General features: G+C 63.1%; 10 protein-coding genes. 9 read left to right on the top strand and 1 reads right to left on the bottom strand.

The features are described from left to right. Nucleotides 1-39 precede the first annotated feature (39 nt). Complete coding sequence (locus AC56LY_RS02210; protein WP_499576180.1) at nucleotides 40-2871, bottom strand: TonB-dependent receptor domain-containing protein; 2832 nt, start codon at nucleotides 2869-2871, stop codon at nucleotides 40-42. A gap of 583 nt (nucleotides 2872-3454) precedes the next feature. On the opposite strand from AC56LY_RS02210, the gene AC56LY_RS02215 reads away from it, so the two are divergent. The 9 genes from AC56LY_RS02215 (at nucleotide 3455) to nusA (ending at nucleotide 14863) form a co-directional block, all read left to right on the top strand. Continuing rightward, complete coding sequence (locus AC56LY_RS02215) at nucleotides 3455-4393, top strand: ABC transporter permease (RefSeq protein WP_499576182.1); 939 nt, start codon at nucleotides 3455-3457, stop codon at nucleotides 4391-4393. Then, nucleotides 4390-5409 carry an ABC transporter permease gene (locus AC56LY_RS02220; protein ID WP_499576184.1) on the top strand — a complete coding sequence of 340 codons (1020 nt, stop codon included), beginning with the start codon at nucleotides 4390-4392 and terminating at the stop codon, nucleotides 5407-5409. The genes AC56LY_RS02215 and AC56LY_RS02220 overlap by 4 nt, the downstream gene beginning before the upstream one ends. Continuing rightward, complete coding sequence (locus AC56LY_RS02225) at nucleotides 5406-7097, top strand: ABC transporter ATP-binding protein (RefSeq protein WP_499576185.1); 1692 nt, start codon at nucleotides 5406-5408, stop codon at nucleotides 7095-7097. Before AC56LY_RS02220 ends, AC56LY_RS02225 begins: the two co-directional genes overlap by 4 nt. Before the next feature lie 108 nt (nucleotides 7098-7205). Continuing rightward, entirely contained in the window at nucleotides 7206-8150 is a 945-nt protein-coding gene (locus AC56LY_RS02230) for a VTT domain-containing protein (RefSeq protein WP_499576187.1), read from the top strand. A gap of 188 nt (nucleotides 8151-8338) precedes the next feature. Beyond that, nucleotides 8339-9334, top strand: coding sequence for a glucokinase (locus tag AC56LY_RS02235; protein ID WP_499576188.1), 996 nt, complete (start codon nucleotides 8339-8341; stop codon nucleotides 9332-9334). Between the two features lie 419 nt (nucleotides 9335-9753). Then, a complete protein-coding gene (gene scpB / locus AC56LY_RS02240) occupies nucleotides 9754-10488 on the top strand; it encodes an SMC-Scp complex subunit ScpB (RefSeq protein ID WP_499573121.1) in 735 nt (244 codons plus the stop codon). Next, nucleotides 10475-12565 carry a 23S rRNA pseudouridine(2605) synthase RluB gene (gene rluB, locus AC56LY_RS02245; protein WP_499576190.1) on the top strand — a complete coding sequence of 697 codons (2091 nt, stop codon included), beginning with the start codon at nucleotides 10475-10477 and terminating at the stop codon, nucleotides 12563-12565. The genes scpB and rluB overlap by 14 nt, the downstream gene beginning before the upstream one ends. Before the next feature lie 247 nt (nucleotides 12566-12812). Continuing rightward, complete coding sequence (rimP, locus tag AC56LY_RS02250) at nucleotides 12813-13301, top strand: ribosome maturation factor RimP (RefSeq protein WP_183549472.1); 489 nt, start codon at nucleotides 12813-12815, stop codon at nucleotides 13299-13301. Then, nucleotides 13298-14863 carry a transcription termination factor NusA gene (gene nusA, locus AC56LY_RS02255; RefSeq protein WP_482897667.1) on the top strand — a complete coding sequence of 522 codons (1566 nt, stop codon included), beginning with the start codon at nucleotides 13298-13300 and terminating at the stop codon, nucleotides 14861-14863. The genes rimP and nusA overlap by 4 nt, the downstream gene beginning before the upstream one ends. Nucleotides 14864-14903 lie beyond the last annotated feature (40 nt).

The raw sequence follows: 14903 nt of genomic DNA on the forward strand, positions 1-14903 counted from the left end.
CGCACCGAGGTGCGCCCCTTTCGTTCTAACCCACTGCGATCAGAACTTGGCGGTCAGGTTCAGGAAGATATGACGGCCCATCGCGTCATACACCTGCGGGTAGGTGTTGCCGTTGCCGTAGACCGCAGCAACCACGCCTGACAGCGGTGGATCCTTGTCCAGCGCGTTGTTGATGCCGGCGCGCAGGGTGAAGATCCGGTTGACCTGCCAGCTGCTGACCAGATCCAGGTAGTTGCGTGCGCCCAGGCTGGCATCAGCCGGTTCCGATTCGGTGTCCAGGTCCACACCGCGCACATAGCGCCAGGTCGCGCCCAGTTCCACGCCATTCCATGGGGTGCCCCAGACAGCGCGCACCTTGTGGCGCCATTTTGGCAGTGGCACGCCGCAGGTAGGACCGTGCAGGCCGGCGCAGTCACGCGTATCGCCGCCTGGCAAGTCCTGTTCCTTGAACTCTTTCAGGTAGGTGCCCATCAGCGACAGGTTCAGGCTGCCCCATTCGCCCAGCTTGGCATTCCAGTTCGCGCCCAGGTCAATACCCTTGGTCGACGACATGCCCAGGTTCTGGTTGGTGGCGACGATCTGCGCGGTTTCCAGTGCCCACAGGGTGCCCAGACGGTCACGCGTGATCAGCGAGCAGAACGTCGGGTCGCCCGTTGCCAGGCAGCTTTCGAGGCTGGTCGTTGCCGGCAAGCCGCCGATGATGCCCTTGACCTTCATGTCGAAGGCGTCGATGGTGACCGAGGTGTTGCGCGTCGGTGTCAGCACCAGGCCCAGCGTGTACGAGTCGGATTCTTCCGGCGCCAGGTTCGCATTGCCGCCGCTGATCTGATTGTACTGCTGGGCCGGGGAATCGACGATGTTGCCGTACTGTGCCGCAGTCACGCCGGTGCGTGCGCACTGGGCCAGGGTCGCGGTCGGCGTCGTGCCTGCGCAAGGGTCGGACGACATGTCATACAGGCCCAGACCGGCCGGCGTGTACAGTTCGACCACGTTCGCCGCGCGCGCGGCGCGCTGATAGCTGAAGCGGAACTTCGCTTCCTTGATCGGCGCCCATTCGATGCCCGCACCATACGAGCTGGTCTTCTGGCCGGTCGAATAATCCGATTTGCGGTAGCTGGCCGTGACGTTGAGCTGGTCAGCAAACGGTTGCTTCTGCAGGATCGGGATGCGGGTTTCGGCGTAGTAGTCACGCACGCTGAACTGGCCGCTCACGTTCTTGGTCGGGCCGCCCTGGCCGGCGAGGTCGCCCGATTCGAAGGCAGCATCGTTGTCCAGCGTCAGTTTTTCAGTGCGGTGTTCCCAGCCCAGCGCCAGACCGATGCCTTCGGTGCTGGTCGGGATCTTCAGGCCGTATTCGCCCAGGTCGGTCGACAGATTGACGCCCTGCACGGTTTGGGAGGTGTTGCCGCGCTGGAAACCCGGGGTCTGCAGGTAGGTCAGTGCCTCCCTGGTGACGCCGCCGAGGCTCCAGATGTTGTACGGCACGCAGTTCGGATCGATGCCGTTCAGGGTGCTGCGGCAGACCGCTGCGCCGTTCGGGCCACGGACCACGTCCAGGGCCCGCGCACTGCGCGACACCGAGAAGTCGTTGAAGTAGGTTTCGGCGTAGCGAACCTTGCCCACCTGCGCGAAGACGTCGTACTTCCAGTTGCCGACATCGCCCTTGACGCCGACCACGCCACGGTAGGACGTGTGGTTCAGGTCGTCGCGGCGGCCACCGCCTTCGACGTTGCGGCGGAAGATCACCAGGTCGGCCGTGTCACCCGGCGCGTTCAGGCCCAGCGTCTGGCGCCAGGCGTTTGACAGCAGCGGGTTTTCAAACGTGATTGCATTGGCGCCGGATGCGTCGAGGCCGAACAGGCCGGACGGCGCGATCTGGGCGACGGTGCTGTCATCGTGGAAGCTGGCCTCGGCGTAGACGCGGGCCTTGTCGTTGATGTCGTAGTGCGTGAACGAGCTGAATGTGTAGCGCTCGGACGGACGGCGGAAATAGTTCAGCGGGCCGAAGTTGTAGGCATCGTTTGCGCCAACATAGGGACGCACGCCGCCGTTCGCATCGGCCACGGTGAAGCTGCGTGTGCCGACCAGGAAACGGCCCGGGAAGCTGGTGCCGGAGCCGCCGCAGTTGAACGTGTCGCCCGTGGTGGAGCCGCCCAGCGAGCAGGCGGTGAAGTCACGCTCCGATTGCAGCAGCGGGTCTTCTTTCTTGTAGCCCAGGTAGACCACGGCATTGCCGCGGCCGTCGGCGAAGTTGCCGCCCATCGTGATGCTGATGTCCTTGACCTTGGCATCGGCGCTCTTGTCGCCCGGCACCGTGAAGTTGCGGCGCGTGGCGGCATCGGCCGCAGGTCCGCCGTTCTGCTGGTGGTTGTAGAACTGGTAGTTGCTGTCGATCTGGACGCCCTGGAAGTTGTCGTCCATGATGAAGTTGACCACGCCGGCCACGGCGTCGGAGCCGTAGATGGCGCCGGCGCCGCCGGTCAGTACTTCGACGCGCTTGACCAGGCCCACGGGGATCTGGTTCAAGTCGGCAGCCGTGTTACGCGGGCTGCCTGCTGGCAGACGGCGGCCATTGACCAGCACCAGGGTGCGATCGGCGCCGAAATTGCGCAGGTTGACGGTGGCGGTGCCGGTGGAGCCGTTCGAGACCGAGCCGCCCTGGTCGGCGAAGACCTGGGGCAGGTTGTTGAGCAGGCTCTCGACCGAACGCACACCTTCGAGTTTGATGTCCTTGGCGTTGACGACGGTAACTGGACTGATGCTTTCCAGGTTGGCCGTGGCGATGCGTGAACCGGTCACTTCCACGCGCTGAGGTTCGCCTGTGGCGGGTGCCGTGTCCTGGGCGTGTGCCGCCGAGAACGCGACGATCATGCCGCCTGCACAGATCAGTCGAACCGATCGAGATAACACTGTTTCAACCATCATGTCGATTTTCCCAGGTAAGACCTGCAGGGCGGATGTCGCCTGCAGTAATGTCATTGGATTGCCACCGCGAATAGCAGCGTCGAATTTTTACTACTTGGCAATAAAAACATTTCCGGTGAGGCAGTGTCAACGTATAAAGTCTTTACGAATCAAAAATACAACTGTGCACCGACTAGTCTGTACAAGCATGCATTTTGGTGCTAGTCATGATTCCGACATGAAAAATAATATGTGGAATATATGAAGGAAAATAGAGTTTGATCGGTATTTAATGCGGCGATAGGTGGGTTAATTGGCAGATATTGCTGATTAAGCATATGCATGCAAAACCATCGATGACATGTTGTCAGTGCCGTTTTTATGTCACAAACGTAAGTACGTCGGATAACCCATGTCTATCGCCCCATGACATCCTGCATCTGTCAGCCCGCGCCGATATGCGCTATCGTGTCGGGTTCGCAACGTCTGCATTGGCGTGGCGGATTTCGCGGGAAATGGCACGTTTGCCTGGTTCCGGTTCGGGAGTTTCATGCTTGCTTATATCGTCCGTCGCCTGTGGCAGATGTTGCCGACCATGGCGGGCGTCGTGTTGCTGGTGTTCGTGCTGTTCAACTGGGTCGGTGGCGATCCGGCCTATCTGCTGGCCGGCAAGATGGCCGATGCGAGCGCCATCGAGAACATCCGGCGCCAGCTGGGCACTGACCAGCCGTACCCGGTGCAGCTGTGGATCTTCGTCCAGCAAATCCTCACGTTCGACTTCGGCAACGCCTGGAGCACGGGCGAGCCGGTGGCGCAGATCATCACTAGCCGCCTGGGGCCATCGCTCACGGTCCTGATCCCGCTAACGGTACTGGAAGTGTTCTTCGGTATCGCGCTGGCGCTGGGCATCGCCTTCGTGCGCGGCTCGCTCACCGACCGCGCCGTGATGGTGGCCTGCACGGTGGGGATGTCGATCTCGATCCTGGTGTATATCTCGGTGTTCCAGTACGTGTTTGCCTACCAGCTGGGCCTGTTTCCGGTGCAGGGCTGGGGCAGCAGCCTGGGCGAGAATCTGCGGCACTACGCGCTGCTGCCGATCATCATCGGCCTGGCCGTCTCGATCGCGCCGACGCTGCGCCTGTACCGCAGCTTCGTACTCGATGAGGTGGGGCAGGACTATGTGCGCACTGCGCGCGCCAAGGGCCTGAGCGAGCGCCGCATCGTCTGGGTGCACGTGCTGCGCAATGCGGCCATTCCCATCATCACGCACGTGATGGCAAACCTGCCGGCGCTGTTGATCGGGGCATTTCTGCTGGAACGTTTCTTCGGCATTCCCGGCATCGGCCGTGAAGTCATTCTCGCCGTCGAGCGCAGCGACTTCCCGGTGATCAAGGCGATCACGGTCTACGTGGCCGCTGCGACGATGGTGTTCAACCTGCTGGCCGACCTGCTGTACCGCGCCGTCGATCCGCGGGTGCAATTCCGATGACGACAATGCAGACGTCCGCCGATTCGGCCGGCCTGTGGACGCTGGCCTGGCGCCGCCTGCGGGCAGACCGCGTGGCGATGGCGGCGCTGGCCGTCGTGGCCGGCTTTCTGCTGCTCGTGCTGCTCTCGAGCACGGGCCTGGTGGCTGCTGACTGGGAAGACGAGGTGGCCGTCAATTACGCGCCGCCGAGCTTTGTCGGCGCCGATGCGACGGCGCGTGCACTGGCGCAGGCGCAACTGCCACGTGCGACGCCGCCGAATGCGTTCGATCCGCTCGCGGCCGAACTGGCGGCGCTGCAGGCGCAACTGGCCACGACCCATCCGCCGGTGGCCAAGCAAACGACGCTGCTGTTTGGCGCCGATAAATGGGGTCACGACATCGTCAAGAAAACGATCAAGGGCGGTGAAACGTCGATCGTCGTCGGCCTGGTCGCTGCACTGGTGGCGGTCACGCTGGGCACGCTGTTCGGCGCCGTTGCCGGGTTTTTCGGTGGCTGGATCGATGACCTGTTCAACTGGTTCTACAGCATCTTCACATCGATTCCGTCGATCCTGATGATCCTGACCGTGGCCGCCGTGCTGCAACAGAAGGGCGTGACGACCATCGTGCTGATCCTGGGCCTGACTGGCTGGACCGGGCCGTTTCGCCTGATGCGCGCCGAGTACATCAAGCACAGCGCGCGCGAATACGTGATGGCCGCCAACGCCATCGGCGCGTCGAACTGGCAGCGCATGTTCGGGCATATCCTGCCGAACGTGTCGCACGTGGCGCTGGTGCAGATGTCGATCCTCGTGGTCGGCTTCATCAAGGCCGAGGTGATCCTGTCGTTCCTGGGCTTCGGCGTGCCGGTGGGCACTGTCTCGTGGGGCAGCATGCTCAACGAGGCGCAGAATGAACTCATCCTCGGCAAGTGGTGGCAACTGGCGGCCGCAGCCGGCGCCATGGCCGTGCTCGTCACCAGTTTTTCGCTGTTCGCCGACGCCTTGCGCGACGCGCTCGACCCCAAGATCAAATGAACCAGGACACAAACCCCTTGCTTCGGGTGCGCGACCTGCGCATCGCATTCCGGGTCGACAGGCACCGCACCAGCGAGGCATTGAAGGGCGTGTCGTTCGACGTGCCCGATAACAGCACGGTGGCGCTGGTGGGTGAATCGGGCAGCGGCAAGTCGGTCAGTTCACTGGCGGTGATGGGGCTGCTGCCGCCCGAGACCACGATCGTCGATCCGCGCTCACGGATCGCGTTTGCCGGCCGCGAGCTGCTCGGCCTGCCGCTGGCCGCGCGGCGCGCCTTGTGCGGCAAGGACATCGCGATGATCTTCCAGGAGCCGATGTCGTCGCTCAACCCGGTGTTGACGGTGGGGTTCCAGATCGGTGAAGTGCTGCGCCAGCACATGGGCATGACCAGGCGCGGTGCACGCGCGCGCACGCTCGAGCTGCTGGCCGAAGTGGGCATTCCCGATCCGCAGCACAAGATTGACGCCTATCCGGGCCAGATGTCGGGTGGCCAGCAGCAGCGCGTAATGATCGCGATGGCCATTGCCTGCGAACCGAAACTGCTGATCGCCGATGAGCCGACCACGGCGCTGGACGTGACGATCCAGAAGCAGATCATGGACCTGATCGCGCGCCTGCAGCGCGAGCGGCGCATGGCCGTGCTGTTCATCACGCACGACCTGGGCCTGGTGGGCGAGATTGCCGATCGCGTGATCGTGATGCGCCATGGCGAGGTGCGCGAGGAGGGCACCGCCGTGCAGGTGTTCGGCGCGCCGCAGGACGCCTATACACGGGCGCTGCTGCATTGCCGGCCGTCGCTCGACGCGCGCCCTCTGCGCCTGCCGGTGATCGACGATTACCTGGCGGGGCGCGTGCTGCCTGGCGCGCAGCTGCCGCAGCGCGTACGCGGCACGAACCCTGACGATGCGCCGCTCCTGGTGGTGAACAATCTGGCCAAGAGTTTCTGGACGCGAGAGGGGCTGTTCGGCAAGCGCGAATTCAAGGCGGTCGAGGATGTCTCGTTCACGCTGGCGCGCGGCAAGACGCTGGGCGTGGTTGGTGAATCGGGTTCGGGCAAGACGACAGTGGGCCTGACGCTGTTGCGGCTGCACCGCGCGACGGGTGGCTCGGCACTGTTCGAAGGGCGCGACCTGGTCACGATGAGCGACCGTGAATTCCAGCCGTACAAGCGGCGCATCCAGATCATTTTCCAGAACCCTTATGCATCGCTCAATCCGCGCTTTACGGTCGGCCAGATCCTGCTGGAACCGATGCGCATCCACGGGATCGGCGCGCACGAGGCCGGGCGCGCGGCGCTGGCCCGCGCCTTGCTGGGGCGCGTCGGCTTGCCGGACGCCGCGTACGGGCGCTATCCCCATGAATTTTCGGGCGGGCAGCGTCAGCGCATTGCCATTGCGCGCTGCCTGACGATGCAGCCCGAGATCCTCGTCTGCGACGAATCGGTCTCGGCACTGGACGTGTCGGTACAGGCCCAGGTGCTGAACCTGCTGCAGGACCTGCAGGATGAATTCGGCCTGAGTTATATCTTCATTTCACATGATTTGTCGGTCGTGAAGTACATCTCCGACCAGGTGATGGTGATGCGCAATGGTGCTGTGGTGGAAGTGGCCGATGCCGATGTGCTGTACCGCAATCCGCAGCACCCGTACACCAAGTCGCTGCTGGTGGCGATTCCGCGCGGGGTGTAATTACGAGTAGCGGTCGATGCCGCAAAAGACCGTTGCGAATATGCCAAACAGGCTGCCGGAACCGGCCACATTCCTGTGCCGCGAGCGCAATTCACGTACACTATGGCGATGCCCCAGTTAGTCGAACTCATTCAAGTCTATGGCGTGCTGATCGTGTTCGGCATCGTTCTCGTCGAGCAGTTTGGCCTGCCCATTCCCGCTTACCCGATCCTGATCGTGGCCGGCGCGCTGTCGGTCGAAGCCGACGTCAGCTGGCAGCTCGTGTGGCTGGCCGCCATCGGTGCCTGCTTCATCTGCGATGTGTTCTGGTTCCGCGCCGGGCGCTTCTACGGCAAGCGCATCCTGCGGCTGCTGTGCAAGATTTCCCTGTCACCCGATTCGTGCGTCAACCAGACCGAAGAGCGCTTCAGCAAGTTTGGCGTCAAGTCGCTGCTGGTATCCAAGTTCATCCCGGGCTTCAATACCATCGCCGCGCCGTTGTCGGGCGCGATGGGCGTCGCGCCCAAGCCGTTCCTGCTGTATGCCGTCACGGGCGCGGCGCTGTGGAGCGGTGTCGGCATCCTGCTCGGTGCGTGGTTCCATGACAGCGTTGACGACGTGCTGGGTATCCTGTCGACGATGGGCAGCACGGCGCTGGTCGTCGTCGCCAGCGCTCTGGCCCTGTTCATCGCGTTCAAGTATGCCGAGCGGCGCCGGCATCGCTCGCGCAGCGCCGGCGAGCGCATCGAGATGACCGAATTGCTGGCGCTGATCGACAGCGGCGATGAACCGGTACTCATCGATGCGCGCAGCCTGACTGCGCAGACGCTGGAAGCCGCGATCCCCGGCGCGCTCATTTTCCACGCGTGCCCGCCGGCGCAACTGATGGCTTCGCTCGACCGCGAGCGCCAGATTGTGGTCTACTGTAGTTGTCCCGATGACATAACGGCTGCCCAGGTCGCGCGCCAGTTCGCGGCCAACGGTTTTCAGCGGGTGCGGCCGCTGAGGGGCGGCCTGGATGCATGGAATGCGCAACGTGGCGCCGCTCCCTCGCTCGATCCGGCACCCTGCTGATCGATGACGCATCTTGCACGGTTGTTCAAGTAGTGCAGTTACGCTGTTAGCGTGCATTTTTGGCTCGGTCACCCCTCACGGGTGCGATTCTCTGTACCTAAACTACAGATAGTTCTTGTCTTCAAGGCAAAGAATTTAGTATTCTTGCAGCTTCGCTCCCAATGTCTGCAATGACCGCTTCCATGTTCATGTCCGAGACTTCCCGCCTGCATGCCGGCGGACCCCGCCTGCTGGCCGATATCGGCGGTACCAATTGCCGTTTCGCACTGGAATGTGGCCCTGACCAGCTCGACGGCATCGAGATCTACCCGTGCGCCGCGTATGCGACGCTCGGTGATGCGATGCGCACCTATCTGGCCAGCCCGACCGTCCAGGCGCTGACGTCCAGCCCGATCCTGCATGCGGCGCTGGCAATTGCCAACCCGGTCACGGGCGATTATGTGCGCATGACCAATCACCATTGGGAATTTTCCACCGAAGCCCTGCGGCTCGAGTGCGGTTTCGAGATCCTGATGGTGGTCAATGACTTTTCGGCGCTCGCGCGTTCGCTGCCGCATCTGGGGGAGCACAAGCGCCAGGTCGGCGGGGGCGTGCCACAACCGGACACGGCGCTGGGCCTGATCGGCGCCGGTACCGGCCTGGGCGTGTCGGGCCTGATCCCATGCGCCAGTTCGTGGACGGCATTGCGCAGCGAAGGCGGGCACGTCAGCTTCGCGCCGATCAACGATGATGAAATCGCGATCCTGCAATTTGCCTGGCGCGAGTACGACCACGTCTCGTTCGAGCGGTTCCTGTCCGGCGCCGGTGTCGAACTGATCTACCGCGCGCTGGCCGACCGCGCCGGCAGTCCTGACGAGCGTCTCAGCGCGGCCGAAATCTCGCGTCGCGCTTTGTCCGGCGAATGCCCATTGTGCGACGACGTGCTCGAAGCATTCTGCGGCATGCTGGGCACCGTGGCCGGCAATCTTGCCGTCACGCTCGGCGCGCAGGGCGGTATCTATATTGGCGGCGGCATCGTCCCGCGCCTGGGCACGCGCTTTGACCGCTCGTCGTTCCGCCGTCGTTTCGAACAAAAAGGGCGCTTCGTCCACTACCTGACGGCCGTGCCGACCTACGTCATCACCGCCGAGTACCCGGCATTTGTTGGCGTGTCAGCGATTTTGTCGGAAAAACTGTCAGACTGACGCTACTAGCTACCCGCCGCGTGGATGGTCGCTTGTCCACTACGCGGTTTTATCGGGTACAATGGCCGCCAGTTGCAAGAAACGTTGTCGTCCCTCCGCGTGCCGCACAGGCCGCTCCCCGGCGCCTCCCGAACATGGCGAGTGCGCCGATACGCCGCGTTTCCCAACGAGCATCAATACTCAGAGGCAGGTTGCCCGCGACGGGTTCCTTGCCTGTCGTGTAATAGATTGTCCGGCGCATCAGCCCCGGACCCACGCATTCCAGTATCAGGCAGCAGATCGCAAGCAGAAGGGTAGCCGCCCACGCGCCGGCACCGCTCGTTGCATGGTTGCCGGGCGCTGGCCGTGTTTGCCCTGATTCTGTTGCGCGGATTCTGTTTCTGCTACCGCTATAGTTTGTGGATTGACGACATCGCACTATGAATACTGACGAGGCCAAGCGCGTCCTCGAAACCGCCTTGCTGTGCGCCCGCGAGCCCTTGTCGATCCACGGCATGAAAAAGCTGTTCGCCGAGGTCGATGCGGGCGGTCGCAGCCAGGGTGCCGGTGTTGGCGCCGATACGATCAAGATTTTGCTGGAAGAACTTCGCCACGACTGGGACGGGCGCGGTATCGAGATCGTCAGCCTGGCCTCGGGCTGGCGCTTCCAGAGCCGCCCCGAGATGAAGCCGTATCTCGACCGGCTGTCACCCGAGAAACCGCCGAAGTATTCGCGGGCGACGCTGGAAACGCTGGCCATCATTGCCTACCGCCAGCCGGTCACGCGCGGCGATATCGAAGAAATTCGCGGCGTGGCGGTCAATTCGCAGACGATCAAGATGCTGGAAGACCGCGGCTGGATCGACGTCCTTGGTCACCGCGAAGTGGTGGGGCGCCCGGCGCTGCTGGGCACGACGCGCCAGTTCCTGGACGACCTGGGCCTGGCGTCGCTGTCGCAACTGCCGCCGTTGCAGGCGCTGGCCGAGGGGCCGGATGCACGGAGCCTGGAAGCACTGGAAGCAGCACTGAACGACAATTTTGAGAAGGCGGACGCCGGCGCGCCCGTCACACACCCGGACACTTCACCGATTGAAGTGTCGATACAAGACCTGACAGACGACGGAATTGCCGAGGCGGGTCAGCACAATAAAGATACGAACGATGAACCCAACTGAACCAACCGAAAACAAGCCTGTCGACGCAGCCGAGACCGCCGCCGCCAAGCCAAAGCGCCGCACCAAGGCCGTGATTGCAGCAGAGGCTGCTGCTGCCGCCTCTGCGCCAGCCGACGCCGCCGTGGAAGCACCGGTCAAGGCAAAGCGCACCCGCAAGGTCGCCGTCGCTTCGGAATCGGGCGCCGCCGCGCCGGTTGCTGCCGAGTTGGCTGCCGACGCACCGGCAGCTGACGCGCCGGCCGCGAAAGTGCGCAAGCCGCGCGCGATGAAAGCCGCCAAAGAAGTCCAGGCTGCCAAGGAAGAGCTCGCCGCAGCGCCGGCCGCCGATGGCGTCGACGCTGCACCTGCGCCGGCGCCGAAGCCGCGCGGTCCCCGTCAGATGCGCGAAAAGCGCGCTGAACGCGAAGCGCTCGAGCAGTTGGCAGCGCCTGCCGCCGCCGACGCGGTCGACGCTGCACCAGCAGGCGACGCGCCGGCTGTTGATACTGCCGATGCTGCCGCTGACGGCGCGCCGCAAGGCCGCGGCCGTGGCCAGCAAAAGCCGGGCATGCGCAACCAGCAAAGCAACCGTCCGGTGCAGGGCGCCGGTCGCCAGGGCCAGCCGGTCAAGCAGATCGGTCGTAACGGCAAGCCGGGCAAGCCCGGCGGCAAGCCGCAGCCGATGGATGAGGCCGACAACGTGTTCTCGTTCGTCACGTCGGACGACTTCGATGCCAACGACGGCGCTCGCCGCAATGCGCCGGTCAAGGCCGTGCGCCGCGACCTGACCGCCGACGACGACGCGCCGAAGCTGCACAAGGTGCTGGCCGAAGCCGGTCTGGGTTCGCGCCGCGACATGGAAGACCTGATCGTTGCCGGCCGCGTGTCGGTCAACGGTGAGCCGGCCCACATCGGCCAGCGCATCCTGCCGACCGATGCCGTGCGCATCAACGGCAAGCTGATCCAGCGCCGCGTGAGCAGCAAGCCGCCGCGCGTGCTGGTGTACCACAAGCCGGCCGGCGAAATCGTCAGCCATGACGACCCGGAAGGCCGTCCATCGGTGTTCGATCGCCTGCCGTCGATGAAAGCAGGCAAGTGGCTGGCCGTTGGCCGCCTCGACTTCAACACCGAAGGCCTGCTGCTGTTTACAACCTCGGGTGACCTGGCCAACCGCCTGATGCACCCGCGCTACAATATCGACCGTGAATACGCGGTGCGTACGCTGGGCGAGCTCGAAGAAGGCATGCGCCAGAAGCTGCTGGCCGGCGTCGACCTTGACGATGGCAAGGCGGCATTCTCCAAAATCCAGAACGGTGGCGGCGAAGGCATCAACCGCTGGTACCGTGTGGTCATCGGCGAAGGCCGTAACCGCGAAGTGCGCCGCATGTTCGAGGCGGTCGGCCTGACCGTGTCGCGCCTGATCCGTACCCGCTACGGTGCGATGACGCTGCCAAGTGGCCTGAAGCGTGGCCGTTGGGAAGAATTCGAAGAAAACGACGTCCGTTCGCTGATGACGGCCTTCGGTGTCGAGAAAAAAGCGGCGCCGGAGAAAAACGCCAAGTCGGGCGGCAAGCCGGGCAAGGGTCCGCGTCCGAATGGTGCGCGCGACAGCGAGCGCGGCAATGAACGTGGCAGCGAACGGGGCAACGAACGTGGCAACAGCCGCGGCCCTGAGCGCGGCAACGTGCGCAGCGCCGGCGGCGACGATGAGCGTGGCAACGACCGCAGCGATGGCAACCGCATCGACCGCGCCGACGCCAACCGTAACGTCGATCCGTTCGGTCCGCAAGCAACGCGCGTGGGCAGCACCCGCGGCCAGGGTATCCTGAATGGTCCGGTGCCTGGCAACAAGCCAGTCGGTGGCCGTCCGGGTGGCCAGGGTGGTGGCAAGGGTCGCGGCGCCGGTTTCGGCGGCGGGCAGGGCAGCAAGACGGGCGGCGCTGGTGCCAGCAGCCGTCCACGCCAGCCCGATCCGTTGCAGACCACGTTCGGTTTTGCCAACACCGGTGGCGGGGCACGCCGTGGCGGTGGCGGCGGCGGACAGGGTCCGCGCGGTGGCGCCGAGAATGCGGCGCCCCGTCGTGGTCGCCGCGGCTAAGCGCCATCGGTTGCAGGGTGCCGATGGCAGCCTGTCAACTGTTGTATAGCTGCTCATTTTGGCGTGCGGATTGCGAGGCACGCCGAAAAGCAGTATAATTTGCAGCCTAATCGAAGACCTTCCCGACGTGTTGTTCAGCGTGCATCCGGTGTAAGCGTCATATTTTGATTGGGTTGTAATTACAAAAAGATGGGCAGATGCCCATTTTTTTTTTGGTAAATCGTTTTAGAAGCCCTGGAGAAGTGCCGTGCAGCAGTTTGATTTAATCGCCACGACAGTCAGTGGTCTCGGTTATGAACTCGTCGACGTGGAACGAGGCGACCGCGGGATCCTGCGTGTGTATATCGATTTTCCGGCTGCCGACGCGGACGAAAAGGGCCCGATCACGGTCGAGGATTGCGCCAAGGTGAGTCACCAGCTGTCGCATGTCTTCACTGTGGAAAACGTCGATTACGAACGACTCGAAATTTCGTCGCCGGGCCTCGATCGCCCGGTACGAACCCTCGCCGATTTCGCGCGCTTTGCCGGCCTTGAGTGCACGGTCAAGCTGCGTGTCGCGGTGCCGGGCAGTGATAACCGCAAGACGTTCACCGGTATCCTGCGCGGCGTCGAGAACGACAAGGTCGGCTTGGAATTTGACAGTAAAGATGGTCCGGCGTTGATGGAATTTACGCTGGCCGAATTGGATAAGGCACGTTTAGTGCCGCAGGTGGATTTTAGGAGTCGCAAAGCATGAGTCGCGAAATTTTGTTACTGGTGGATGCGCTTGCGCGCGAAAAGAACGTCGACAAGGAAGTCGTTTTCGGAGCGCTCGAGTTCGCGCTGGCACAGGCCACGAAGAAGCGTTATGAAGGCGAAGTCGACATTCGCGTGTCAATCGATCGCGACACCGGCGAATTCGAGACTTTCCGCCGCTGGCACGTCGTTCCCGATGAAGCAGGCCTGCAATTGCCTGACCAGGAAATTCTGCACTTCGAAGCCAAAGAGCAGATCTCTGACATCGAAGTCGACGAATACATCGAAGAGCCGATTGAATCGGTCGACTTCGGTCGTCGTTTTGCCCAGGACACCAAGCAGGTCGTGCTGCAGCGCGTGCGCGATGCCGAACGCGAGCAGATCCTGCAAGACTTCCTGGAACGTGGCGATTCACTCGTCACCGGCACCATCAAGCGCATGGAACGCGGCGACGCGATCGTCGAATCGGGCAAGATCGAAGCGCGCCTCCCGCGCGACCAGATGATCCCGAAAGAGAACCTGCGTATCGGCGACCGTGTGCGCGCTTTCATCCTGCGTGTGGACCGCAATATGCGTGGCCCGCAGGTGATCCTGTCGCGTACTGCGCCTGATTTCATCATGAAGCTGTTCGAACTCGAAGTACCCGAGATCGAGCAGGGTCTTCTGCAGATCAAATCGGCTGCCCGTGACGCTGGCGTGCGCGCCAAGATCGCCGTGTTCACGGCCGACAAGCGCATCGACCCGATCGGTACCTGCGTCGGCATGCGCGGTTCGCGTGTCCAGGCTGTTACCGGCGAACTGGGCGGCGAGCGCGTCGACATCGTGCTGTGGTCGGATGACCCGGCGCAGTTCGTGATCGGCGCCCTGGCGCCGGCAAATGTCTCGTCGATCATGGTCGACGAAGAAAAGCACGCGATGGATGTCGTCGTGGACGAAGAAAACCTGGCCATCGCGATCGGCCGTTCGGGCCAGAACGTGCGCCTGGCGTCCGAGCTGACCGGCTGGAAAATCAACATCATGACGGCCGAGGAATCGGCCAACAAGGTGGAGCAAGAGTCGGCGGCCATCCGCGCGCTGTTCATGCAAAAACTGGACGTCGACCAGGAAGTGGCCGACATCCTGGTGGAAGAAGGCTTCTCGAGCCTGGAAGAAATCGCGTATGTCCCAATTTCCGAGATGCTGGAAATTGAATCGTTCGACGAAGACACCGTCAACGAACTCCGCACCCGTGCACGTGATGCGCTGGTGACCGAGGCGATCGCTTCCGAAGAAGGCCTCGAAGGCATGGAAGAAGCTCTGGTCAATCTGGAAGGCATGGACCGTACCGTTGCCGGCAAGCTTGGCCTGGCTGGTATCAAGACGGTCGACGCATTCGCGGCACTGGCCTATGACGAGTTTGGCGCCATCCTGGCGCTGCCGTCGGAACGTGCCCGCGACCTGATCAAGAGTGAATTTAATGATGTGACCGACGACGAGATGAAGCTGGTCGATGGCAAGTACGACGACCGGGCGAAAGCACTGCAGGCGAAAGCCTGGAGCCTGGCTGAAACGGCCAAAGCTTGAGCAAATCTTTATCATCTGTCGCGACACATAGAAAAGAGGA

This window comes from Telluria sp. ZT3P25 (assembly GCF_059685895.1).